Raw genomic sequence first — 23,860 nt, 5'->3', positions numbered from 1 at the left:
GACGCACATCCCGGGTTAAATTATTAAACATGCAATTTGAGCAATTAGGGCTTATTGAGCCCATTTTGAAAGCAGTAAAAGCCGAAGGCTATACGACCCCAACCCCGATCCAGGAACAATCCATTCCAATTGTATTAACCGGAAAAGACCTGTTAGGCTGCGCCCAAACCGGTACTGGTAAAACAGCCGCTTTTGCGATTCCTATTTTACAGCGACTCTACAATGAAAACCTTTCTTCCGGCGGGTATAAGCACATCCGTGCACTCATCCTCACGCCTACACGCGAGCTGGCCTCCCAGATCGGTGACAGCTTTACCGCCTATGGTAAGCACACAGGCCTGAAACATGATGTAATTTTTGGTGGTGTACCACAGCACAAACAGGTGATATCGCTGCGCAGCGGTACCGATATCCTGATTGCTACGCCAGGCCGTTTGCTCGACCTGATGAACCAGGGTATCATCTACCTCAATTACCTGGATGTATTTGTACTGGATGAAGCAGACCGCATGCTGGACATGGGTTTCATCAACGATATTAAAAAAATTATCAAGGAACTGCCTGCCGAAAGACAAACACTGTTTTTCTCGGCTACCATGCCTCCTAAGATTTCCCAGCTGGCCAGTTCCTTACTGTATAAGCCTGAAAAGGTGACCGTTACGCCTGTTTCTTCCACTGCCGAAAGGGTGGAGCAGGGGGTGTATTACATCCGCAAAAAAGATAAACAGGCATTGCTGGAGCTGATCCTGAAAAACAAGGAGATAGACCGTACCATCGTGTTTACACAAACCAAGCACGGAGCGGACAGGATCGCCAAAAACCTGAAGCGCCACGGCATCACTGCCGATGCGTTGCATGGGGATAAATCACAGTCTTCCAGAGAAATGGCGCTGGCCAACTTCAAAAGTGGCCGTATGCGCGTGCTGGTAGCTACTGACATTGCTGCCCGCGGTATTGACGTGGATGCACTGGAACATGTGATCAACTATGACCTGCCGAATGTGGCCGAAACCTATGTGCACCGTATTGGTCGTACAGGAAGGGCCGGCGCCTCCGGTATTGCCCTTTCCTTCTGCGATCATGAAGAAAGAGATTACCTGAAAAGCATTCACCGGCTTACCAAACAGGAAATCACTGTGCTGCGCCATCCGTTTGAAGAAGCGGCCAACATGGAAGCAAGAAGTGCTAACCCGGATGCACCAAAGGCAGATCCGCGCAGGCCAAAGCCAAGAAACATGCACAAGAAGCGCTATCAGAATGATAAGCGTGATAAGAAGAAAGTAGATTTCTAAGATATGGGTTCTCCGGAATCATTGTAAAGACAGGATGTATCAAAAGAAAACGAACGTCCTGAGCATTACCTAAATGACTGCCTGACTCCATCAGGCACCCGAATAAAAAGTGGGTGTATCAGACTTTTGATACACCCACTTTTCTATATTGCAATTTGTGTGGACCTTCGTATGATCATAGAAGAGCGGATCACTGTATTTCTCTCCCAATTTTTGCTCTTCCTTTTTTCCAGCATATTAAATAATACGGTGGCAGCACTTTTGCCCATATCATGGGCAGGCTGAATGATGGTGGTGAGCCCGGGATTCAAGAGGCTGGCTGTTTCCAGGTTAGAGAAGCTGAGTATTTTTACGTCAGCTGGTATGGAGAGTCCCAGCGATGCGCAGGCATGGTAGCTGGCGATAGCCAGTTTTTCCACGGAAGCAAAAATGCCATCCGGCTTTTCAATGGCCAGCATATTGGTTATCAGCTCCTGGTTGCGTTGCGGATCGGTGCTGCAGGGCAACAGTAACGACTCCACCTGGCCACTTTTTGTGGCGATGGCCTGTTGAAATCCCTGCATACGTTTGCAGTCGATTGACAGGTGCGGGGAGATGGAGAGGTACGCAATTTTTTTACAACCCACCTCCATCAGGTGATGGGTGGCCAGCAGGCTGCTGTCGAAATCATCAGTGGTAACGGTGGGAGCATCCAGATCGGCGCAGATCCGGTCAAAAAATACGATGGGAATACCCTGTTCCCGGATAGGGTGCAGGTGCTGTATATTGGTGGTATTTCCCGCCATGGACATCAGGATGCCGTCTACCCTTCCACTCAGCAAATGCTGAATGACCTCCGCTTCTTTCTGTTGATTTTCGTGGGTGAAATAAATCAGTACATGATAGTTCTTTTCCTGTGCAATGGCTTCTATACCATTGATTACGTGGGAAAAAAAGTTATTGGAAATTTCCGGTATAATCACTGCAATAGTTTTGCTGCGCTGTCGGCGCAAGCTGCTGGCATAGTGATTTGGCTGGTAATTTAGCTGCCGGGCCAATGCATGTACTTTCTCTTTTGTTTCTGCACTGATCTCATAGCTATCCATCAGCGCCCTTGATACTGTGGATATTGCCAGGTTTAGTTCCCTGGCAAGCATTTTAATGGTGATTGCACTCATAAGACTTTACCTCTTTTTCATACTCTGTGGACCTGATACTAATTTAGCGCAATTTGATGTTTTATGCAAACGTTTCCGTAGAATTTTTCCGGAGTCAACCGATTTGCCCCTACATTTAACCTTACTGGTACAAAATATTAGCCTTTCAATAAAAATTACACTAAAAGCAGAGCTATGTTCTCGCGTAAATTCCTTTTAATCGTTATGATGCTGTTTGGTGTCCTCGCTACTTCGGCCCAAACAAAGAAGCTCACAGGAAAAGTAACCGGGGTGGATAACAGCCCCCTGCCGGGAGTCACCGTTCAGGTATCCGGTACTAAAGTAGCCACTGTCACATCCGGAGAAGGTACGTTTACCTTAAACATACCCGCAGGCACCAAGGCGGTGCTGCTACTCTCGTCTATCGGATATGAGCCGTTACAGTATACGGCCACCACGGATAATGTAACCATTGTCCTGAAGGAAGCAGTGAAATCATTGTCGGATGTAGTAGTAGTAGGATACGGTACCACCAAGCGTAAAGACCTCACTGGTTCCATCAGCTCCGTGCCCATTGCCAACATCGAAAAATCACCGGTATTTGGTACCGCCCAGCTGCTGCAAGGGCAGGTGAGCGGCGTGCAGGTAACGCAAACCAATGCGCAGCCCGGTGCCGCCTTCTCCGTGCGGGTACGTGGTACCAACTCCATCACTGCCGGCAGTGATCCGCTGTATGTGATCGATGGTTACGCTGGTGCGGATTTCTCCACCATCAACCCATCGGATATCGCTACCATCGACGTTCTGAAAGACGTATCAGCCACCGCTATCTACGGTAGCCGCGGCGCTAACGGAGTGGTAATCATCACCACCAAACAAGGTGTGCCAGGAAGAAATAATGTGTCGGTAGACTTTTACCGCGGCGTACAGGAAGTGTCCCGCATGCTGAAAATGATGGATGCTACCCAGTTTGGGAATTACCTGAATACGGTACAAACCTATCAGGGCAAAGCACCGGTATATACACAAGCCGGCCTGGATACCCTGGGTAAAGGCACCAACTGGCTGGATGAAATTATCCGTACCGCACCGGTAACCAATGCGAACGTTTCTCTCTCCGGAGGAAGCGAAGGCACGAAGTATTTCCTGGGCGCAAGTTATTTCGATCAGCAGGGTATCATCATTAACTCCGGTTATAAAAGAGGAACGCTGAGGTTTAACCTTACCCGCGACATCAGTAAAAAAGTACGTGTAGGTATTAACTCATCTGTTTCCTACAACACACAAGGCCTGGCTGCCATCAACTCCAACGGAGGTTCTACCGGCGGTACATTGCTGGATGCCATGCGTATCAGCCCTATCGGCCCGGTGTATAATCCGGACGGCACCTATACTTTCGTGGGTGCTAACCAGGACCTGCTTTCGCAGATCGGTAACCCTGTGGCAAACGCCATGCTTAACACCGATAAACAGAAAGAGATCCGCACTTTCGCCAACATGTTCGGCGAATGGGAAATCATAAAAGGGCTGAAACTCAGGTCTACCCTGGGTGGTGAGTACAGGTCTACCCGTGAGGATATCTTTCATCCTACCACCACCTACTGGGGTGCACAGGATAAAGGGCTGGCTTCTATTGAAAACCGCGTAGCTTATAACTACCTGACAGAGCATACCCTCACTTACGATAAAGCCATCAATAAAAATAACGCCATCACCGTATTGGCTGGTTATACCTATCAGCTGTGGAGAACGGAAGGTTCTACCAACACGATCAATAACCTGACTACCAACAAATACGGTACTACCAACATGAGCGTAGGTACCGCCGTGCCGGTAAGGGTGCAGCCGTATGAAAATGCGATTCAGTCCTACCTGGGAAGAATCAATTACCGCCTGATGGAAAAATACCTTTTCACGGTAAGCATGCGTGCGGATGGAACTTCCAAATTCGGCCCTAACAAAAAATGGGGTTATTACCCTTCCGGTGCTTTTGCCTGGAGAGTATCCGATGAGGAATTCCTGAAGAATGTAAAACAGATCAGCGACCTGAAAGCGCGCATCAGCTATGGCAGCGTAGGTAACCAAAGTATAGATCCTTATCTCTCTTTACAACAATATACTACCAACAGTTATATTCTTAGCCAGGGCCGCGTAGTAGGTACTTCCGCCAACAACCTGGGTAATGCTGACCTGGGGTGGGAAAGTACCAGTGCATTTGATTTCGGGTTTGACCTGGGACTGTGGAATAACAGGTTGACCATTACTGCGGATTACTACAATAAACAAACCTCTGACCTGTTGTTCAACAAAGCAATTCCTTCCACATCCGGCTTTACAGGTGTGATGGCGAATATCGGTACAGTAGAAAACAAAGGTTATGAATTGGGCATCAGCAGTGTAAACATTGAAACGCCGAAATTAAGCTGGACTACCTCATTCAATATTGCTACCAATAAAAACAAGATTAAAAGCCTGGGTGGACAAAACAACATACCACAAGGTAACGTAAGTTCCTCTGTATTCCCTGGTGGTCAGAACTCTGGTATCCTCAGGGTAGGAGAATCCATTGGTTCCTTCTATGGGTACCAGTTTGGTGGTATCTGGCAATCACAGGAACAGATCACCGCAAGTGGAACCAAACAAACTGTAAAACCAGGTGATCCGATTTATGTGGATCAAAATGGCGACGGCGTACTTTCTGCCGATAAAGACAGGGTAATAATTGGTCATGCGCTGCCTAAATTCACGTACGGTTTCACCAGTAACCTGAAATATGGTCCATGGGCTCTCAGCATCTTCCTGCAAGGGGTACAAGGTCAGGATATCCTGAATGTAAGCCGTATTGAAATGGAAAATGGCGCTGTGTACAGCAACAAGTTTGCTTATGTGGCTACTGACAGTTGGCATGGAGAAGGTACCAGCAACACGCTGCCTGCCATCGGAAGCGGACTTAGAAGAGCATCCAATGTAACCAGTGATATTGTGGAAGACGGAAGTTTCCTCCGCATTAAAACTGTAACGCTCTCCTATCAGCTGCCACTGCCAAAAATAACCAGGGATGTATTTAAGTCGGCCAGCATTTATGCTACCGTACAAAACCTGTATACATTCACCAACTATTCTGGCTTTGATCCGGAGGTGAATACGTACGCTAATTCCTTCGGTAACTATACTTCTCTAAATATTGATTACAACCCTTATCCAAACATCAGAACCTATATGGTAGGTGTTAAGTTCGGATTCTAAAAATTGTATTCACAGAGAAAACTATTAAAAATGAAAAAACAAATTTCCATCATATTATTGGCAGCAGCCGCCATGTTTGGTTCGTGCAAAAAAGGGCTGGATGAAACACCGGAAGGGTTTCTGACAAAGGATAATGCCTTTGTGGACGCGAGTGATGCCCAGTCAGCAGTTAACGGATTGCTCAGTGCATTACAACCGCAGGCTTATTATCAGCGTACTATTTATGTTATCACCGAATGCTCCGGCGATGCGTTGCAGCCTATTGCCGGACAAACGCCAGAGCGCCTGGAAATGTTCAACATCACTTATAATGCAGGTAATGTTGAAATCCGTAACTGGTGGCAGAACAGTTATAAGTTGATTTCCCGCGCAAATGATATCATCGCTTATGTTCCTGCCATTAATATGGATGAAGCGCAGAAAAAGAATTTGCTGGGCAATGCTTATTTCATGCGTGGTATGGCCTACTTTGATCTCGTAAGAAGTTTTGGGGATGTACCATTAATGCTGACTCCTGTTACTTCCATCGCTGATCCGAATATGTTCCCTACACGTACTGAAGGTGGTACAGTATATAAGCAGGTTATTGAAGACCTTAAGTACGCGGAGGCTAACTGCTTCCCTGAAAATAAAATTACCCTCAAGGGAATGGTTTCTTCCGGCGCTGCCTCAGCCATGTTGGCAAGGGTATACCTGCAACGCAACAGTACCCAGTGGAAAGATGCTGCGGACAACCAGAATGCGTTGGATGCATGTAACAAGGTAATTGGTTCAGGCCTGTACAAGCTCCTGGACAATTATGCCGATGTTTTCGACTGTGACAAAGAAAATGGACCAGAGCACATCTTTAGCGTGCAGTTTGGTACAAACGGTTCCGGTACTACGCAGAACATTATCGTGAGGATGTTTTCACCTGCAGGCCTGGGTGGTTCAGGCTCATTCATGACCACGCAGCAGTTTTTCCAGAAAGGTTACTTCTCTGCGGCAGATACCCGCAAAACCTTTAACCTGTCTGATTTCGATGGTGCTAAAAAAGTAGATCCCTTCATTTACAAATACCGGGATGCGCAATGGGCCAAAAACAGTAACAACGCCCGCAATAACTGGCCTATCCTCCGCTACGCTGACGTGCTGATGATGCAGTCCGAGGCAATGAACAATCTGAATCCGGCAGATGCCGCCAAGTTCGACGGCCTCAACGCCGTAAGGAAACGTGCAGGCCTCACCGCGCCTGAGTTTCAGCTGAACCTGACCAACACACCTAATGCCCAGGCTTTTGTGGATACCCTGGTAAACGACCGCTCCCGTGAGCTTTGCGTGGAAGGCCATCGCAGATGGGACCTGATCAGGTTAGGTAAGTATAAAGAGGTACAGCAGTCGCTCGGCCATAAAGTGGAAGACTACCAATTACTGCTGCCATTGCCGCAAACAGAGCTGGATGCTAATACAGCCCTGAAGCAAAATCCGCTATATAACTAAAATTAAAAGATATCTTTCCAAAGGAGGCCGCACACTGTTGCGGCCTTTTTTTTGCTGTAAAATCCCCTTTTTCCCATCAAAAAAATGACGATAGAACTATTATATACATCATATTCCCGAATAAATAACCGTGATGTCACTGTGTTATTCCTTATTTTGAGCAGCCTTTTATCTGCTATCACGATAAGAATACGGGGTTATCTGAGAAATCCCGTTGACCATTTGATATTGTATTTTTATTTTTTGATTTTGACCCTTTTAATGAGATGGATACCCGAGCCAACAAATTGAGTGAGCTAATTCGTAGACGTCCCGCCATGTTTGTCGGAAACCTGCACTTTACCGGTTTTGCCAACATGCTGGAGTTTGTATTAGAAGAAATGTTAACTGAGATCACGACTGATACGACCATTGAGATTGAATTCCTGAAAACCAATGCTATCCGGATGACTGCAAAAAAAGTAGCCACCGCCGGACTAATTAACTGTATCTATAATCTGGATCAGCCGGATATGCAACAAACCAATTCCCTGCCGGTAGCCATCATCGTGGCGCTGAGCCTGCACGCGGAAATGGAGATCCATCACCTGGCTGATGTGATCACGCTCGATAGTAAACAGGGGGAATACATTCTTAATGCGAAGACCGGCGAACATACGGCCGGCCAGGTTATCATTGAGTTTACGCCAGACCCGCTGATATTCCATGAGTTTACCCCTGATTATGAGCAAACCGCTGCACTGATGCAAAAGTTCGCTTACCTGTACCCGGGGGTAAAAATCATTGTGGAAGACCACCGGCAGGACCACCGGCGTAACGTGTTCCGCTACCCACAGGGCATCAGCCGGCTGCTGGATATGGCCGTTGCACAGCATCCGCATGCCAGCCCGTTTTTCAGGCTCGACCTGAAAGCGGCCATACGCGATTATGTATACCAGGTGAGCTTTTGCTACCAGCCATTGTGGCTAACGACCTCGTATGTACGTTCTTTTGCCAACCACTATGAGCTGTTTCTCGGTGGAGCCTTGATAGAAGGAGTACAGGATGGTATTATATTAGCGATAAAGGAGGCCGCGCTGATCACAAAAACAAAAATCCGCATCAGTAAAAAGAAGCTGGTGGAAAGCATGATCCTGATTGCAGCGGTGAGGGGGAAGGGACTGGAATTTGTAGGTCCCGGAAAGTGGCGGCTGGAGGCTGCTGCCGTGAAAAGTGATATTAAGAAATACGTGTTTGCAGAAGTAGCCAGGTACCTCGCCATCAACCCCGATGAGCGGAACCGTGTAGTGCTGAATTTTGCTTACGAATTTGAATAGTGTAGCCGGGTTTCCGCTGCCACAGCAGAGAAACCCGGTCTGAATTTACTATTGTAATATGCCGGCAGGAATTTTGCCATCGATTTCACTGAAAGATAATCCCAGGAGTTTAGCTACCACAGGTGCTACATCTGTCACATTCATTTCCTTTACCACCACACCTTTTTTCAGGCCAGGACCGAAGGCCACAAAGCCGGTCTGAATTTCTTTAAAGTCCGGATAGTACCCATGGGCGCCACCTTTACCGGCTTTTACCAGCTCCCCTTTCAAGGTGCCGGAAATGTTGATACCATCGCTGGCAGCTAAGGCCAGGGCAGCATTAGGATCCGCCCCTACCTGTGCGAGTTGCTTTTTATCAATAATATTAAACATCGCCTGTTGATTGGCAGGCAGTGCTTTGAGCAGCGCCAGTACTTTATTGAGGGTAGCCACATCGTTTTTATCTTTCAGATGCAGGAAGGCAGATCCGCCACTGGTATGAAATTGGGCTTTCCAGTCGCCGGTTGCTACGTTATTCATCAGTCCATTTTTTGCCAGGAGTATATTGGGCGAAAAAATCTGTTTCACGTTTACAAAGCCGTGGTCGCCGGTTACAATGATGACGGTACTATCGTATATGCCTGCACGTTTGAGTGATTCAATGACGGTACCGAGTGCTCTGTCGGCGCCGGCTACTGATTTGCGTACCAGGAGGCCGTCGCGGCCTTCCTCATGCTCGTAATGATCCGCGCAGGGGAGGTGCAGTGTGGTAAATGCCGGTTTGTAGGTTCGGATGAGGTAAGCGCCAATGCGGGCTACGTTTTCGTCCATGATCAGCTCGCCGTTTTCCATGGTGATATCGGCAGCGGCCATGGTGCCGGTAGCGTTCTCCTGTACCTCTTTCCAGAGGTTTGCCGGCGTGCATACCGAGGCGGTAAGCTCACGGCGGTCTTTATTATTGCCTGAAGGCCAGATGTCAGGTACATTATAATCCACCGGCGCACCTACCGTTACCGGCCAGATAACGTTGGCAGAAGTTTTACCCGCTTTACGTACGAGGTCGTACAGTGTCGGCGTTTTAATAGCTTCATATTGCCAGTACCAGCGGCCCGTAGCGCCTGCAGGCTCAAAGGGAGCATTGTAAAACACACCATGCTTAGCCGGCGTTACACCGGTAATGATGGAAGTATGATCCGGATAGGTAACACTCGGGAAGATGCAGTTGACACCGTCGGCGGCCACACCGTTTTCTTTCAGGTGCCGCAGGTTAAACATGCCCCAGGAGGCATCGGTATAAAATTCAGGCCGGAAACCATCGATCGTTATCAGCACCACATGCGATGCCTTTTGTGCGTAAGTACCAACGCCGGCGGCCAGTAGCGCGCCCAGCAGCAACATCTTCTTCATTTTTTTGGGCGCAAAGATATCCTGTAGTAAAAATTATATATGTTAAGTTATTATTAAGCGGCGGTAAACATTCTCCGAAAAAAGCAACGCCTGATGATTACTTTTGTGCTCCTATCTAAAATCAGGCGTCAGTGAATAAAAAATATTACATCATAGATTTCGACAGCACCTTTACGCAGGTAGAGGCGCTGGATGAATTAGCCCGCATTTCTTTGCAGGATCATCCGGACCGTGAGCTTATTTATAAAAAAATAGAAGACCTCACCAACCAGGCCATGGAAGGGAAGTTGTCGTTCAGGGAAAGCCTGGCAGGCAGAGTGAAGCTGCTGGAAGCTAACAAAGAGCACCTGAAGCTACTCGTGAAGCACCTGAAAAAGCTGGTTTCTCCATCTTTCGCCAGAAATAAAAATTTCTTTAAAAACCATGCGGATGAGGTATTGATTGTGTCTGGCGGGTTTAAAGAATTTATTACACCGGTAGTTTTACCTTATCATATCCGTAAAGCAAATATTTATGCCAACACTTTTGTGTTTGATGAAACCGGAAAAATTATAGGTTATGATGAAACCAATCCGTTGTCATTTGAAGGTGGGAAAGTGAAGCTGCTGAAGGAGCTGCAACTGCAAGGGGAAATCCATGGTATCGGCGATGGCTACTCCGATTTTCAGCTGAAAGAATTTGGCATGATCAAGAAGTTCTACGCCTTTACGGAGAATGTTGCCCGTAAATCCGTGGTAGAAAAAGCAGATCACGTAACACCGAGTCTCGACGAGTTCCTGTATATCAACAACCTGCCTGCGGCCATTTCCTACCCTAAAAACAGGATTAATTGTGTGGTGACAGCACAGGTGCCCGACCAGGTGGTGAAACAGCTGAAAAAAGAAGGATATACGGTAAAACAGGTGGAAAAACTGGAGAGCAGTCAGGTAGCCAAAGCGCGTATCATTGTTGCCGGAGGAAAAGAAAAGATCAGCGGGGAGGTATTGGAAGCAGCAGGCAAGCTGAAACTGATTGCGTACCTGGGTAATGCAGCCAAAGCTATTTCCCTTGCTACCTGCACCCAGAAAGGAGTGATAGTATTTGATGATTTTAAAAAGCCTGCGTCCGTACTGAAACGCATTACCGGGTTTATCAATAACGGTGATTCGTTTAAGAGTGTGAACTTTCCGAATATACAGCTGCCGGCATTATCAAACGTGCATCGCTGTATTCATGTGCATAAAAATGTACCGGGTGTGATGGCGCACATCAACCAGGTGTTTGCGGATCATCAGATCAACATTGTATCACAGTACCTCATGACCAATGATCATATCGGGTATGTGATTGCAGATATTCGTTCGGACTATGATAAAGTGTTGTTGAAAGCGTTGAAGAAAGTAGAGAACACGATCAGCTTCCGGGTATTGTATTAAGCAAAAAAAAACGGAGACCACCGGTCTCCGTTTTTTGTTCCACAGGGTAGAAAGTGTGGGCAGGATAGGATTCGAACCTATGAAGTCGTAGACAGCGGATTTACAGTCCGCCCCATTTGGCCGCTCTGGAACCTGCCCGTAAGTAGAGAAAAAAAAGGAACAGACCTGATGTCTATTCCTTGTGTTGTTGTTGCGGACCAGACGGGACTCGAACCCGCGACCTCCGCCGTGACAGGGCGGCATTCTAACCAACTGAACTACTGATCCTCAATACTGGCGGCCTTTTGAGCCGTTTGTTATTCCCCGTTTGGGGTTGCAAATATAGCAACAATAATTTCATTCCACCAAAATTATTTTTAAAAAAAGAAAATATTTGCAACTTTACAGCATCAACCCATTTTAAAACCTTACCTATGAATGCCGCGCTGGTCGTGATTTTGCTGCTCCTGTCCAATATAATTTTTTCAGCAATAGGATTTCGTAATAAAAATTTCTTCTGCAAATATCAGTTTATTGTGGAGAAGGTATTGCTGCAACGTCAATACTGGCGTGTGTTTACGGCGGGCTTTCTGCATGTGGGCTGGGGGCATCTGGTGGTAAACATGCTTACCTTTTATTTTTTTTCGGTAGATATGGTATACGCAGTTGCTGCATGGCAGCTGTTTCTGGTTTACTTCGCCAGTTTGATCGGCGGACAGCTTTTTGCGTTGCTCCTGCACCGCCGCCATGGTGATTACAGCGCAGTTGGCGCCAGCGGCGCTGTGGCAGGCGTGGTGTTTGCCGCCATTGTACACTCACCGGAAATGTACATTAACCTGCTTGGCCTCCTCAGCATACCCGGATGGCTATACGCCATTGGTTACATTTTAATTTCGATCTACGGCATCCGTTCCAAGTCCGATAATATTGGGCATGAAGCCCACCTGGCAGGGGCACTCACCGGCATGCTGCTCATGATTGCTTTGTACCCTGCCATCCTGCGGGCACACTATCTCTACATATCCGCGATACTGCTACCGTGTATTTTTTTCATCTACATCGTGCTCACCCGGCCTTACATTTTGCTCATCCGCAATAACTTCTTCCAGCAACAACAAACCTACATGAGCATCGACGATAAATACCGGATGGAAAGAGCCCACCGCGAAAAACAGGTGGATGCCATCCTGGAAAAAATTCAGCGCAAAGGCATGATCAGCCTTACCAGCGAAGAGAGAAAGACCCTGGAAGAATATTCCAGTAAGCTGTAGGGTAACCGAAAATCCGTATTTTGCGCTAACCCAAATGATATCAACATGGATCAGCTGAAAGAGAAATTACGGGTTTTCGTATGGCCGTACGCGATAGTAGCCATTAGCTATTTAGTATTATATTCTGTTTGTCACTGGTTGTTTTTTATACGGCTGGAGTTATTTTCGGCCGATGAGGATGTACTCAATTACTGGGCGCCCATGGGGCTGGCGTGGGTTCCCATCCTGCTATTCTTCCGGGAACGACTGCTTAAACTGCAACTTAAAAACCCGGAGAACAAAGTGTTCCTGATTCAGCTTTACCTCTGGCTCGCCATCAGCGTACCAACGGTAGTGGCGCAATCTTATCTTATTGCCGCTACCGGCAAACTAACCAACCTGTCAGTTATATCAGACATCGCGAAGGTACCGCCAACGAAATATTATCATCTCTCCCAAACCTATATAGATAAAGCTAATGCAGGTGTGGTAAATGATGCGGAAATCAGCGGCAAGCTGAATGAAGACTTTAAGATGTACCTATATGTAGTGCTGCCTATCCTCGATAAACCGGCGGATACCAGCCGTCATAAGGCAGTAGCCTGGTATGCGCTGAAATACAGCAAAACGGTGCCCAACAAACTGAGTGCGGATGAAAAAGAAAAGGAATTCCGGCAGTTCGCCAGTGAGAGCCAGCAACAATTTGACCGCCTCAATGCCAACGATTACAGCTACCTGGAAAAGGTGCCCAACAGCCAGGATAAAGAAGCCTGGCTGGCAGCTATCAAAGAAAACAAACCTTTTGCCGGCAGCGGTAACATTCTGCTGCAACCTAAGTTTGGGGATTTCGCACAGCATACGCCCTCCATTTTATGGACGATACTGGCCTTTATGCTGGGGCTGGTGATCTGGGTGGCCATTGTTATCTACACAAGAATAAAACCCGCTGAAAAAGCATTTAACAACGACTGGCATACACCACATACGGCTGATCACGGTCACGCACACACGGAAATGCCGCAAAGGCCACAACAGCCCCGGCAGCCTTCTTTTTTTACACCACGTCCCGGGTATTATGTAACGCCGGTGCTGATGTATCTCAACATTGGCGTGTACCTGCTGATGGTGGTGAGCGGACTGGGAGTAATGGCCTTCCGGGCAGATGACCTGCTGCAGTGGGGAGCCAACTACAGACCTTATACGGTAAACGGGCAATGGTGGCGGTTACTTACCAGCACCTTCCTGCACGGGGGACTGGTACATATGGCCTCCAATATGTTTGGACTGGTGTTTGCCGGCGCCTTCCTGGAACCATTGCTCGGCGGGAAAAGACTGCTTATCGCCTATCTGGTAACCGGTATTGTGGCCAGCGCCGCCAGTATTGCCTGGCACCCGGATACCGTGAGCGTAGGCGCCTCCGGTGCTATTTTTGGCCTGTTTGGTATGTGCGTGGTATTCCTTGCCAAAGCCCGTAAAAATGAATACGCTAAGCGCCAGCTGTATAACATCCTCATGCTGATTGGGTATAACCTGCTGTGGGGCCTTAGCGGTGGAATCGACAATGCCGCACATATCGGTGGCCTCCTCAGTGGTATGCTGGTAGGCCTGCTCCTGCACCCCGGCGTTAAAAAAAGAATACTGGAAATGCAGCAAGGAGAACCGCTGGACGAGGAAAATCTTGATTAATTACAAAAAATTCCCATATTTGAGGTCTGAAAAGCCTTATTTTGTAATAAACCAATGCCTCCTATGAAAATTAAGTTATCCATATTCACCCTGCTGCTGGCAGCGGGTAGTGCCTATGCACAGGCTCCTGCCTGCGATTGTGCTGCTGAATTCAAGTACATCAGGCAGAAGGTGGAAACCAATTATTCCGGATTCAATGATAAAGTGAAACAATACGGCAGGAAATCCTACGATAGCCTGGTGAGCAGCCTGCAAAAGCTGGCACCGGAAGCAGTACGGCCTACCTACTGCCTGTTCCTCGTAAAGCAGTATATCGATTTTTTCCATGATGGGCATCTGATCCTCGACCGCCCGGCAGATAACAGCCGCCATGCGATGCCGGAAATTGTCCGCGCCCGTGCCGCCAGAAAAGAGGTGGAGCCGGTGCCACTCAGCAACCAGACTATCACCCGTTTGAAAACATCCACCGGCCCGGAAGGCATTTTCTGGAATGAAGAGGGTACCGTGCGCATGGCCGTGACGGAATCAAAAAATAAATTCCGCGATTATGTAGCACAGGTGATGCTGTCATATGATAACAAATGGCGTAAAGGCGATATTTTGATGGAATTGAAATATGATACCATCAACTACGTGTTTAACGGTTACGAATATACGGACATGGGGCTGCTGAAAAATATCAGCCTTGTTACCAACAGTAACTCTTTTGGTAAATGGATACGGGAAAGTGCCGGCGGTAAACCCGGTAGTGGCCAGCAACCAGTATTGCCGCCAGCTACCTACGTTAAAAAACTCTCTGATAAAACTTATTACCTGCGCCTGGCTTCCTTTGAACAGGACCAGCTGGATGCGATCGACAGCGTGATGAAAGCTAACAATACTGCTATTGCAGCCCATCCCAACTTAATCATTGATGTACGTGGTAATGGTGGTGGCAGTGATGCCGCCTTTGCAGCCGTGAGTCCTTTGTTGTACACCGATTCTATCCGCATCACCGGTGCGGATGTTTGGGCTACGGAAGACAATATCGTTAGCTGGAAGGAACTGTTGAATGCCGGCTTACCGGATGATACTAAGGCAGCACTGCAAAAAGTAATAGATACCATGAGTGCCAACAAAGGCAAGATGGTGGCCATTACCAGAGATGCCTGGAAAAAAGTGACCGCCAGCAACCCCGCACCTAAAAAGGTGGTGGTACTGATGGATGGTGGTTGTGCCAGCACAACAGAAGAATTTTTACTGCAGGCAAAACAGAGTAAGAAAACCACACTGATGGGTACTCCCAGTGCAGGTATTGCTGATTATGCCAATGTGCGTGTCGCTAAATTTAAATCGCTGCCTTTTGTAGTAGGTTACCCTACCAGCAGAAACAGAAGAATTGACAAAGGACAGGGAGTAGATAACGCAGGGGTGAAACCAGCAGTGGTGATCAGGGACTCGGACGATTGGATTGGTTACGCGCAAAGCTATCTCGAAAAATAATGCTAACAAAAAATCCGCCTTACAGCGGATTTTTTTCTTTATAGGCTTCCATGGCCAACCGGCCATGATGATCTGCGATACGTGTGGTTTCCGGGAGCCGGTAGAGTCGCGCCATTTCCAGCACAACAGCCGTAGCGGTGTCCAGTGAAACCAGGTGCCCCGTGGATACAAATACGGGATTGATATTATCCTGGGTACGCAGGGCGCTGCCAATGACCTGCCCATCGTCTTCCGCCAATAACGGTGCTACGCTTCCCCTTCTGGCGCCAGGTTCTTCGAATGCCCCATACAGCTTTGTTTTTCCGCAGCCGATCGTTGGTACGTTCAACATGATTCCCAGGTGAGAAGCCATGCCAAACCGGCGGGGATGCGCAATCCCGTGCCCGTCGCAGATGATCAGATCAGGTTTAAGCGTTAGCTTTTCCCAGGCGGCCAGCAATGGCGGCATTTCTCTGAAAGAAAACAGCCCTGGTATATATGGGAAAGTAACCTCCATTACGTGTGTAGCTACTGCAGCCACTTCCAGCGTATCATAGTGTAATACGGCAATAGCGCCTGCAATAAGATTGGTATCCTTATCGTATTCCACATCGGCGCCGGCAATATAACGTATAGGTTGTTGGAAACGGTTTTCAGTAATGATTTGCTGTCGTAATTTTTCCTGCTCAGCGACGGCATCAGGTTCAGTTAGCATGGTGCTGGTCTTTTTGCTAATATCGGCAATTTTTATTTAATTTTTTGTCGGAATTCACCCGGTCATTGTCGTACCTAACCACCGCGCTAACCAGATAAACGTTTTAAGTTTGCATTGTAATCGTACACACGTCAACACTGAAAAAATAAATGATATGAACACCGTTATTACTGTACAAAGCACCGTTAATGCCCCAGCAGCAAAAGTTTGGAACCTGTATAACACCCCTGAGCATGTAGTGAACTGGAATAATGCATCGGAAGACTGGCATACCCCGCATGCCGAAAATGATCTTCGTGTAGGCGGTCAGTTTAAGTATACGATGGCTGCAAAAGATGGCAGTTTCTCCTTCGATTTTGGCGGAGAGTATACTACTGTAGACCAGGAAAAAGAAATTGCCTATGTACTGGGCGATGGCAGGAAAGTGCAGGTCACGTTTGTGCCGGCAGGTGATGGAACTACTGTTACCACACAGTTTGAGGCGGAGTCGCAGAACTCCATTGAAATGCAGCAGGGTGGATGGCAGGCTATTCTGGATAATTTTAAGAAATATGCGGAAGCGAATTAATCATTCACCTTTGTGGGGCTGGGAAGGCTTTGAGAATCGTTTACACGACAATTAGTCTCCATCAGGTACCCGAATAAATTAGGGCTGACCATTACTTTTTGGTCAGCCCCACATGCGCCCCGATCACTGCAGGGCTTCGGGGCGCATGGATATGTTAAACGTTGGTAAGTCCAAGTGCTTTAAATGTTTTAGGTCCTACAACTCCATCCGCATCCAATCCATTTTTCTGCTGGAATTGTTTTACTGCGGAAAATGTAGTGGCTTCAAATACGCCACTGGCAACAATCGCCGGGTTGGCGCCTTTTTTATTCAGTGCCTGTTGAATGAGCAATACTACTTCCCCGCTATCACCTTTACGTATATACGATCCCGTTGTAATCTTTGTATCGCTTACCGGTGGCTTTACCGTAGCTTCCTGCAACAATCCAAGCAGCTGGGTATCTACTTTTCCTGTTACTGCGAGTTTGTTTTTCTGTTGAAACTGCTCGATGATATTTTTGGTTTCATCACCAAAAATGCCATCTACAGTAATAGTGTATTTGAGGTCGAACAGTAGTTTTTGCAGGGTAATAACTTCACTGCCGCGATCTCCTTTTTTGAGTAAATACGCGGGTGCGGGAATGTCTGGCTCCTTATCCAATGCGAATGGTTTTACAAATGCTCTGACGGAACTTTTGTTACGCGTGCGGAGCATCACATTACCCCCATCGCTGTCGTTACCAGTGGCGGTATTGCCTTCCCAGGCCTGGAAGCTGGTACGTTCCGCGTTCAGCCATTTTACGAATATACCGGTATGGTTGCAGATGCCTTTACCGGACCAGTCGTACAACACAATATCTCCTTCCTGGGGGGAGGTAACAATGCGGTTATTTCTTTTCCAGTAATTGTAGCCGGATTGGCAGCCCTGGTAGCCTTTGGGACTGTCGATAGCCTCGAGCGGATGCCCGGCCTGGTCATATACATAGCTCACAAAGATGGCGCACCAGGCGTATCCGTCTAGGCCGTACCATTTGCCATATTTGGTTTTGTTGCTCCCCGGGGGAGTTTCAGTATTGCCTTTTTCTGCGGCAGCTACTGCGATAATCTTACTTCTTGACATAAGGATTTATTTGAGGTTATACTAATTTCGGGGCATGTGGGGTCGAACAATAATAGTAAGTTCCGCATTTTTAGGGATATTTCAAAGGGGGCATCTCAGCTTCCGCATAAATACGCATTTTTACAGTATGAAACTCCATATTTTCGGTGCTGCCGGCACAGGTGTTACTACGCTGGGAAAGGCCATGGCCGGTTATTACGACGTTCCTTATTTCGACAGTGATCTTTACTTCTGGCAGGCCACTGTATTGCCATTTTCGGAGCGGCGGCCTCCTGCTGAGCGTAATGCGATGATATCCCGCGAGTTGGCAGCGGTGCCATCGTGGGTTTTGGGTGGTTCAATCATTAATTGGGGAGATGAGGTATTCCCTTCGTTTGATGGCATCGTGTTTTTGTGGGTGCCTGCGGAGGTACGAATGCAACGCGTACGGCAAAGAGAATATGAACGTTATGGCGCCTTGCTGGACACCGATGCGGCCATGAAAGAAAAGTTCAACACCTTTCTTGCATGGGCCGCCAATTATGATCACGATACAGGTATTTCCAACAGAACATTAAAGGCACATGAAGCATGGCTGGCCCGGCAAACTGCGCCTGTATTGCAGTTAAAAGGTGACCTCAGTTTGGAAGAGCGTATGGAAGCTATTATGGACTGGTGGCGGCACCTCAAAAAGTAATGGTTACCATTCCTGTAATACTTCTACAAATCTTTCCAGTTCTTCTTCCACATTGTAATAATGGGGAGATACGCGGAGTACCCAATCCACGCCTTTCTCCTCGAAATCTATCATGGCAGACTGCCGGGTGGTGGTATGCAGGTTGATGCCTCTGTCCCGGAAGTACTGTTTTGCCCCTGTTTCCTGACGGCCCTGCATGGCAAAGGTGACGATGCTGCAAGGTTGCGCGCCTCTGTCCATCAGTTGCACGCCGGGCACGGAGGCGAGCTCTTTGCGAAGAAACCCGCACAGTATCTCATTGCGATTCGCTATGGCTTGTATACCGATATCGTTAGCATATTTCAGTGCCGTGGCGCTACCGATAACGGACATGTAATTCTTCTCCCATAATTCAAACCTTTTAGCATCCTTACGTGCCTGGTAGGTAAAGGTGGATGTCCAGTCGGCGCCCCGCATATCCGGCATCAGCGGTTCCAGTCCGGCATGCAGTACTTTATCGGAAACATATAGCAGCCCGGCACCCCTGGGGCCCCGTAGAAACTTACGCAAAGTGCCGCTGATGAAATCAGCTTTGATTGCCAGCGCGTCCACAGGGAGTTGACCGAGCGACTGGCAGGCATCCAGGAGGAATAAGGTATCCAGCCGGGTCGTGATATCGCCGATGGCAGCTACAGGCTGCACCAGCCCTGAGCTGGTAGGCACGTGGGTAACAGACACCAGCACCGGGCGATGTTGTTTGATCTTATTTTCCAGGTCCTCCAGGTCAATTTCGCCGGAAGGGGTATTCTTCACCAATTCCAGCCGGATGCCATAGCGTTTTTGCAATGACAATAAGGTGATGAAATTGGAAGGATAATCGTTTTCTGTAAGCAGTACTACATCGCCATTTTTAAATGGTACGGCGGAGAGGGCCAGGTTATATGCATCAGTAGCACTGGTGGCGTATGCGATGTTGCTGCTTCTGGTGTTGAGCAGGGTAGCAGCCTGATCATAAAAAGCCATGATGGCGGGAGCATATTTATCCGCTGTTTCGTAGCCGCCGAAGTCCGTTTCCTGAACTAGATAATCTTGCATGGCATGCTGGACCGGCTTAGGAATCAGGGAAGCCCCGGCATTATTGAGGTGGATGACATTGCTACATCCTGGTGTGTCTCTTCTGAGCAGATTGAGGTCCATAAAAGCAGTAACTTAGGTAAACAATGTTTCAAATATAGTCATGAAAAAGTTTATCCTGATCCTTATTCTGATAGCCAGCGTAGGCGTGATACGTGCGCAAACGATCAAGTCGGGCGATTACACCACCAAATATACCATTGGCAGTGATGGTACCATCAAGAATGGCAGTTACACGGTGGTGGGTAAAATCAGCAGCAGTGGTACGGTGCAGAATGCGCACTATCAAACAATTGGTTATGTAAAGGACGGTAAGATCCAGGATGGTAGTTATTCTACCGTAGGGTATGTGAAAGAGGACGGTACTGTACAAAACAGCAGTTACAATACAATTGGCTACATCAAGGATGATGGCCGGGTGCAGAATAAATCGTACAGTACCATCGGGTATGCTTCTGGTGTTAAGAAGGAGTGGGCTGCACTCGTATTCTTCTTTTTTAATTTTTGATTACCAGGCGTCTGCTATTAGTTCTTTATTAAGCATGGCGCCGGCTACGCTGCCGGTGGCCATAGCGTTGGCAACGGAACGGCCCATGGAGGTGATATCTCCGCAGGCATAAACGCCTGGTGCGGAGGTGCGTTGCATCATATCTGTTTTAATGGTGCCTTGTTCTGTGATGTCGAGCGCGAGCTGTTGGGGAATTTCGCTTTGCTGCAGCATGGCCGGGCGTGCATAGAGGGCGGTGATGGCGTAGGACGTACCATCAGCCAGTATTATTTTTTTCAGTTGTCCTTCCTCATGAATCATGGCTTTAATAGCGGTGGTGATCACCGGGATGTGGTGTTGCTGCAGCTTTGCCAGTTGTTCTTCCGTAAAATGATGCAGGCCGTTGGAAAATACGGTCAGTTGGCTGGTCCAGTTGCTGATGAGTTTTACAAAGTCGTATCCAGGTTCCCCGCTGGCGATGATGCCGGTAGGCTGGTCTTTCACTTCATATCCATGGCAGTAGGGGCAGTGGAGTATGCTGATACCCCAGCAGTCTGCAAAGCCTGGTATATCGGGCATTTCATCTTTCCATCCGGTGGCGAGCACCAGTTTTTTGCCCTGGTATTGCAGGTTATTTTTTGTGGAGATGTTAAATCCGTGTGGCGTGCGTGCCGCGATAGTGGCTATATCTGTTACGAAGGTAACAGTAGGGTAGGCCATCACCTGTTTTTTAGCGGTGGCGTTGATGTCGCCCGGTTTGGCGCCATCCAGGGTGATCACATTATGTGAATGTGGCGTGAACCGGTTGGCGGGTTGGCCACCATCGATTAGCAATACTGTTTTCTTTGATCTTGCCAGTGCCATGGCGGCCGACAGGCCAGCATAGCTTCCCCCTATGATAATAGCGTCGTAATGAATTTGTTGCATGGCGTACAGGTTACTTTCCTGCAAAAATAATAAAATGCAACTTTGTTGCAAAAAATATTATTCCCCGAAGGCTGGAAAAAAGTCCAATACATAATGATTTTAGTCCATCTGCGGAACGGGGTTGCGATAGTAGATTTGTGTTATCATTTTAAACAAACAGAAAGTATGGGTAGCAATAACAAACTGGCATTTTTGATTTTTCGTATAGGCATTGGCGTATTTTTCACCATTTTCGGTGTTATGAAATTGATAGGTGGGCCGCAGGTATGGGAGTTTTTAGGAGGCACGATGAAGTTTGTAGGTATTTCGTTCTGGCCTATGTTTTGGGGCTTGCTGGCCACATTGGCGGAGCTGCTGGGAGGATTGGCGTTGATCAGCGGATTTTTCGTACGGCCGTTGTCGGTAGCGCTGTTATTCACCATGATCATGGCGGCAATCCTGAAAGTGGTTAGTGGTGCTCCTTTTGCAGAGGTATCTTATCCGTTGGTGATGATATTGGTAACCGTATTCTTTGTGATGAACAAAGGGAAATATAGTGAAGCGTAAAAATGGGTCAACCTGAATAGTAAGAGAGCTGCACCTCAGTTAGAGGGCAGCTTTTTTTATTTTAGTGAGGAGAGCTCACGAAGATATTGCAGCAATATTTTTTCATCCCCATGGAGTCCGTTGTTGGTGGGTTTATTCCGTTGTGCTTTGAGTTTTTTCAGCCAGGGGTCGAGGGTACCTTCTTCATATTGGGAGAGCAGCAATGGATGTACATAATACTTTTTGCAAACGGCGCGGGTATTCCCCAGTTTGTTGGCAACACTGTCTATAATTGTCACGATGTTTTTGCGGCAGGCGGTGATGGTGTCGTAGGGTTCCAGATCGGCCAGGAGGTTGAAGGCATGGACGGTGCCGGCCCACGTTCTGAAGTCCTTACAGGTAAACTCCTGCGCGGAGCAGCATGCCTTGATATAATCGTTCACTTCCCCGGAATCCAGGTGATGGTGGTTTCCATCTTCTCCATAATACTGGAAAAGACTTTGCCCCGGGATATCCTGTACTTTCTTTAGGAGTCGGGCCAGGGCGGCATCTCTAAGTTCTATTTTATGTTCTACTCCTTTTTTTCCTTTGAATTGGAAGAAAGCCCTGCTGCCGGTGATTTTCACGTGCTTATTGCGCAGGGTGGTGAGACCGTGTGAGCCATATAGCTTTTCATATCCGGTGTTGCCTACGCGGATCTGGGTTTCTTCCATGACCAGGAGCGCTATGGCGATGACTTTATCTTTAGGGAGGCCTGTATGACGGAGGTCTTCGGCCACTTTTTTTCGTATAGCCGGCAGGTTTTCCCCAAATTGTTGAAGGCGGAAGTATTTGGTTTCATTTCTAACCTCGGCCCAGGCGTTGTGGTAGCGGTATTGCTTGCGGCCTTTGGTATCCGTGCCGGTGGCCTGCAGGTGTCCGTTGGGCCAGGTGCAGATCCATACGTTTTCCCAGGCGGGAGGCAGTACCAGTTTACGGATACGCTCCAGGGTAGCTTCATCGGTAACGGGCTGGCCTTGCGGATCGAGGTACCGGAAACTGCTGCCGCTACGCAGGCGGGTAATGCCAGGAGCATCGGATTTTACATACCGGAGCTTTACTGATTTAGCCACCGCCACAGGATCGCTGATTTGTTCTATGGTGATCATAACAGTAAGGAGTACACAAAGAATGCCACTTGGAAAGCCATCTGTCAAAAAAGTTGACAGAAATCTGCAATATGAGAGAAACAATTACTATTTTCAAGCACTTTTTAGTCCTTGTAGCGAAAGATGTTAATAGTCCCATGTGCGAATTCTAAATCTTCATATCCCAAACTCTAACTGTATGAAAAAAATATCCCGATTGCTCTTGGTGTGCCTGGTGGCAGGCGCTACTGCTATGTTTGTTTCTTCCTGTAGTAAGGATGGGTCCGCTGGTCCTGCCGGTCCTGCGGGTGCAAATGGCCAGAATGGTGCACAAGGTCCTGGTGGTCCTGCTGGTCCCGCTGGTCCTAAAGGAGATACTGGTGTTGCTAATGTTATTTATTCTGCCTGGCTGGATGTAAGGTTCTTGCCTGATACGATCCATACTGCAGGTGGAGGGGTAGATACGATTGGATATTATTCACAAATAGCTGCCCCTAAACTGACTTTAAATATGTTGAATACCGGTTTGGTGAAGGTTTACCTAAATGGTTTTTCAGCAACTGATCCTAGCCTGATAGCCCTGCCTTACTTCAGTGCATTTACTGGCCTTACGATTGAGGTGACTGCTAGTGTGGGTACCATCGATCTTTATTCGAATGGTGATATTAGCACCCTAATGGACAATAACGGGGTTAAATACTACCAATACCGGTATGTATTAGTTCCGGGCGGTGTGCGTGCAAGGTCTGTAATAGACTGGAATAATTATGCAGCCGTGAAGGAGTATTTAGGGCTGAAGGATTGATAGCTATAAATGATTTTGAGAACCGGCAGGCATTTCGCCTGCCGGTTTTTATGTGTGCCAGGCATGTGTTATAGCTCTAGGGTGCAAGTCCCGAATGCGCTTTGTAGTAGGAAGCATTAGCCAATAGCAAGGGTGTCCATTGTAAGATGGAATCTGAAGGAAGCTGGCGGCA

General features: G+C 47.8%; 20 protein-coding genes and 2 tRNA genes. 13 read left to right on the top strand and 9 right to left on the bottom strand.

The window, feature by feature from the left end; all coding sequences use genetic code 11:
• The first annotated feature begins 29 nt into the window (after positions 1-29).
• Complete coding sequence (locus tag KW844_RS28280; RefSeq protein WP_218380132.1) at positions 30-1,292, top strand: DEAD/DEAH box helicase; 1,263 nt, start codon at positions 30-32, stop codon at positions 1,290-1,292.
• Between the two features lie 143 nt (positions 1,293-1,435).
• Here the strand turns inward: KW844_RS28280 and KW844_RS28275 are convergent, their stop codons facing one another.
• Positions 1,436-2,449, bottom strand: a complete 1,014-nt coding sequence (locus KW844_RS28275) for a LacI family DNA-binding transcriptional regulator (protein WP_218380131.1) — start codon at positions 2,447-2,449, stop codon at positions 1,436-1,438.
• Positions 2,450-2,623: 174 nt separating this feature from the next.
• Here KW844_RS28275 and KW844_RS28270 point away from each other — a divergent pair, with 174 nt between their 5' ends.
• From KW844_RS28270 to KW844_RS28260, 3 genes are all read left to right on the top strand, one after another.
• Positions 2,624-5,674: a TonB-dependent receptor gene (locus KW844_RS28270; RefSeq protein WP_218380130.1), complete on the top strand. Its 3,051-nt coding sequence runs from the start codon at positions 2,624-2,626 to the stop codon at positions 5,672-5,674.
• Positions 5,675-5,704: 30 nt separating this feature from the next.
• On the top strand, positions 5,705-7,153 hold the full coding sequence (locus KW844_RS28265; protein WP_218380129.1) for a RagB/SusD family nutrient uptake outer membrane protein: 1,449 nt from the start codon (positions 5,705-5,707) through the stop codon (positions 7,151-7,153).
• A 317-nt stretch (positions 7,154-7,470) separates the two neighbouring features.
• Complete coding sequence (locus KW844_RS28260) at positions 7,471-8,469, top strand: hypothetical protein (RefSeq protein ID WP_218380128.1); 999 nt, start codon at positions 7,471-7,473, stop codon at positions 8,467-8,469.
• A 48-nt stretch (positions 8,470-8,517) separates the two neighbouring features.
• On the opposite strand, the gene KW844_RS28255 is transcribed toward KW844_RS28260, so the two are convergent.
• Positions 8,518-9,855: an alkaline phosphatase family protein gene (locus KW844_RS28255; RefSeq protein WP_218380127.1), complete on the bottom strand. Its 1,338-nt coding sequence runs from the start codon at positions 9,853-9,855 to the stop codon at positions 8,518-8,520.
• Positions 9,856-9,986: 131 nt separating this feature from the next.
• Here KW844_RS28255 and KW844_RS29505 point away from each other — a divergent pair, with 131 nt between their 5' ends.
• The gene (locus tag KW844_RS29505; protein ID WP_218380126.1) at positions 9,987-11,270 is read left to right on the top strand and encodes an HAD-IB family phosphatase; all 1,284 of its coding nucleotides are present in this window, start codon (positions 9,987-9,989) and stop codon (positions 11,268-11,270) included.
• 56 nt (positions 11,271-11,326) lie between these two features.
• On the opposite strand, the gene KW844_RS28245 is transcribed toward KW844_RS29505, so the two are convergent.
• Both KW844_RS28245 and KW844_RS28240 read right to left on the bottom strand, forming a co-directional pair.
• A tRNA-Tyr gene (locus KW844_RS28245) sits at positions 11,327-11,408 on the bottom strand.
• Positions 11,409-11,463: 55 nt separating this feature from the next.
• A tRNA-Asp gene (locus KW844_RS28240) sits at positions 11,464-11,537 on the bottom strand.
• A gap of 146 nt (positions 11,538-11,683) precedes the next feature.
• On the opposite strand from KW844_RS28240, the gene KW844_RS28235 reads away from it, so the two are divergent.
• The 3 genes from KW844_RS28235 (at position 11,684) to KW844_RS28225 (ending at position 15,667) form a co-directional block, all read left to right on the top strand.
• Positions 11,684-12,520, top strand: a complete 837-nt coding sequence (locus KW844_RS28235; protein WP_218380125.1) for a rhomboid family intramembrane serine protease — start codon at positions 11,684-11,686, stop codon at positions 12,518-12,520.
• A 45-nt stretch (positions 12,521-12,565) separates the two neighbouring features.
• Positions 12,566-14,185, top strand: a complete 1,620-nt coding sequence (locus tag KW844_RS28230; RefSeq protein ID WP_218380124.1) for a rhomboid family intramembrane serine protease — start codon at positions 12,566-12,568, stop codon at positions 14,183-14,185.
• 63 nt (positions 14,186-14,248) lie between these two features.
• The gene (locus KW844_RS28225; protein WP_218380123.1) at positions 14,249-15,667 is read left to right on the top strand and encodes a S41 family peptidase; all 1,419 of its coding nucleotides are present in this window, start codon (positions 14,249-14,251) and stop codon (positions 15,665-15,667) included.
• 19 nt (positions 15,668-15,686) lie between these two features.
• Here KW844_RS28225 and nfi read toward each other — a convergent pair whose 3' ends face one another.
• Positions 15,687-16,361, bottom strand: coding sequence for a deoxyribonuclease V (nfi, locus tag KW844_RS28220; RefSeq protein WP_218380122.1), 675 nt, complete (start codon positions 16,359-16,361; stop codon positions 15,687-15,689).
• Positions 16,362-16,515: 154 nt separating this feature from the next.
• Here nfi and KW844_RS28215 point away from each other — a divergent pair, with 154 nt between their 5' ends.
• Positions 16,516-16,929, top strand: coding sequence for an SRPBCC family protein (locus KW844_RS28215; protein ID WP_218380121.1), 414 nt, complete (start codon positions 16,516-16,518; stop codon positions 16,927-16,929).
• A gap of 154 nt (positions 16,930-17,083) precedes the next feature.
• Here KW844_RS28215 and KW844_RS28210 read toward each other — a convergent pair whose 3' ends face one another.
• Positions 17,084-18,028, bottom strand: coding sequence for a peptidoglycan-binding protein (locus tag KW844_RS28210; protein ID WP_218380120.1), 945 nt, complete (start codon positions 18,026-18,028; stop codon positions 17,084-17,086).
• A gap of 127 nt (positions 18,029-18,155) precedes the next feature.
• On the opposite strand from KW844_RS28210, the gene KW844_RS28205 reads away from it, so the two are divergent.
• Positions 18,156-18,704 carry a hypothetical protein gene (locus KW844_RS28205; RefSeq protein ID WP_218380119.1) on the top strand — a complete coding sequence of 183 codons (549 nt, stop codon included), beginning with the start codon at positions 18,156-18,158 and terminating at the stop codon, positions 18,702-18,704.
• A gap of 3 nt (positions 18,705-18,707) precedes the next feature.
• On the opposite strand, the gene KW844_RS28200 is transcribed toward KW844_RS28205, so the two are convergent.
• A complete protein-coding gene (locus tag KW844_RS28200) occupies positions 18,708-19,880 on the bottom strand; it encodes an aminotransferase class V-fold PLP-dependent enzyme (RefSeq protein ID WP_218380118.1) in 1,173 nt (390 codons plus the stop codon).
• A gap of 40 nt (positions 19,881-19,920) precedes the next feature.
• On the opposite strand from KW844_RS28200, the gene KW844_RS28195 reads away from it, so the two are divergent.
• Complete coding sequence (locus KW844_RS28195) at positions 19,921-20,325, top strand: 5-fold beta-flower protein (RefSeq protein WP_218380117.1); 405 nt, start codon at positions 19,921-19,923, stop codon at positions 20,323-20,325.
• On the opposite strand, the gene KW844_RS28190 is transcribed toward KW844_RS28195, so the two are convergent.
• Positions 20,326-21,231 (bottom strand): NAD(P)/FAD-dependent oxidoreductase, encoded by a 906-nt coding sequence (locus KW844_RS28190; protein ID WP_218380116.1) that lies wholly within the window; start codon positions 21,229-21,231, stop codon positions 20,326-20,328. It abuts the gene before it with no gap.
• Between the two features lie 165 nt (positions 21,232-21,396).
• Between KW844_RS28190 and KW844_RS28185 the strand changes: the two genes are divergently transcribed.
• Positions 21,397-21,777: a DoxX family membrane protein gene (locus KW844_RS28185; RefSeq protein WP_218380115.1), complete on the top strand. Its 381-nt coding sequence runs from the start codon at positions 21,397-21,399 to the stop codon at positions 21,775-21,777.
• Positions 21,778-21,833: 56 nt separating this feature from the next.
• Here the strand turns inward: KW844_RS28185 and KW844_RS28180 are convergent, their stop codons facing one another.
• Positions 21,834-22,904 carry a DNA topoisomerase IB gene (locus KW844_RS28180; RefSeq protein ID WP_255578676.1) on the bottom strand — a complete coding sequence of 357 codons (1,071 nt, stop codon included), beginning with the start codon at positions 22,902-22,904 and terminating at the stop codon, positions 21,834-21,836.
• Between the two features lie 178 nt (positions 22,905-23,082).
• On the opposite strand from KW844_RS28180, the gene KW844_RS28175 reads away from it, so the two are divergent.
• Positions 23,083-23,688 (top strand): hypothetical protein, encoded by a 606-nt coding sequence (locus KW844_RS28175; protein ID WP_218380114.1) that lies wholly within the window; start codon positions 23,083-23,085, stop codon positions 23,686-23,688.
• Positions 23,689-23,860 lie beyond the last annotated feature (172 nt).

Origin of the sequence: Chitinophaga sp. sic0106 (genome assembly GCF_019219075.1) — a bacterium.
GTDB lineage: Bacteria > Bacteroidota > Bacteroidia > Chitinophagales > Chitinophagaceae > Chitinophaga.
Note: the sequence above shows the minus strand (reverse complement) of the source record. Positions and strands in the feature narration are given on the sequence as shown.

Coding starts and splice junctions, on each gene's coding strand:
- KW844_RS28200 (WP_218380118.1), bottom strand. CDS start 19,880: ATGGACCTCAATCTGCTCAGAAGAGACACACCAGGATGTAGCAATGTC.
- KW844_RS28255 (WP_218380127.1), bottom strand. CDS start 9,855: ATGAAGAAGATGTTGCTGCTGGGCGCGCTACTGGCCGCCGGCGTTGGT.
- KW844_RS28225 (WP_218380123.1), top strand. CDS start 14,249: ATGAAAATTAAGTTATCCATATTCACCCTGCTGCTGGCAGCGGGTAGT.
- KW844_RS28230 (WP_218380124.1), top strand. CDS start 12,566: ATGGATCAGCTGAAAGAGAAATTACGGGTTTTCGTATGGCCGTACGCG.
- KW844_RS28205 (WP_218380119.1), top strand. CDS start 18,156: ATGAAACTCCATATTTTCGGTGCTGCCGGCACAGGTGTTACTACGCTG.
- KW844_RS28185 (WP_218380115.1), top strand. CDS start 21,397: ATGGGTAGCAATAACAAACTGGCATTTTTGATTTTTCGTATAGGCATT.
- KW844_RS28180 (WP_255578676.1), bottom strand. CDS start 22,904: ATGATCACCATAGAACAAATCAGCGATCCTGTGGCGGTGGCTAAATCA.
- KW844_RS28190 (WP_218380116.1), bottom strand. CDS start 21,231: ATGCAACAAATTCATTACGACGCTATTATCATAGGGGGAAGCTATGCT.
- nfi (WP_218380122.1), bottom strand. CDS start 16,361: ATGCTAACTGAACCTGATGCCGTCGCTGAGCAGGAAAAATTACGACAG.
- KW844_RS28265 (WP_218380129.1), top strand. CDS start 5,705: ATGAAAAAACAAATTTCCATCATATTATTGGCAGCAGCCGCCATGTTT.
- KW844_RS28210 (WP_218380120.1), bottom strand. CDS start 18,028: ATGTCAAGAAGTAAGATTATCGCAGTAGCTGCCGCAGAAAAAGGCAAT.
- KW844_RS28270 (WP_218380130.1), top strand. CDS start 2,624: ATGTTCTCGCGTAAATTCCTTTTAATCGTTATGATGCTGTTTGGTGTC.
- KW844_RS28215 (WP_218380121.1), top strand. CDS start 16,516: ATGAACACCGTTATTACTGTACAAAGCACCGTTAATGCCCCAGCAGCA.
- KW844_RS28260 (WP_218380128.1), top strand. CDS start 7,471: ATGTTTGTCGGAAACCTGCACTTTACCGGTTTTGCCAACATGCTGGAG.
- KW844_RS28235 (WP_218380125.1), top strand. CDS start 11,684: ATGAATGCCGCGCTGGTCGTGATTTTGCTGCTCCTGTCCAATATAATT.
- KW844_RS28280 (WP_218380132.1), top strand. CDS start 30: ATGCAATTTGAGCAATTAGGGCTTATTGAGCCCATTTTGAAAGCAGTA.
- KW844_RS28175 (WP_218380114.1), top strand. CDS start 23,083: ATGAAAAAAATATCCCGATTGCTCTTGGTGTGCCTGGTGGCAGGCGCT.
- KW844_RS28195 (WP_218380117.1), top strand. CDS start 19,921: ATGAAAAAGTTTATCCTGATCCTTATTCTGATAGCCAGCGTAGGCGTG.
- KW844_RS28275 (WP_218380131.1), bottom strand. CDS start 2,449: ATGAGTGCAATCACCATTAAAATGCTTGCCAGGGAACTAAACCTGGCA.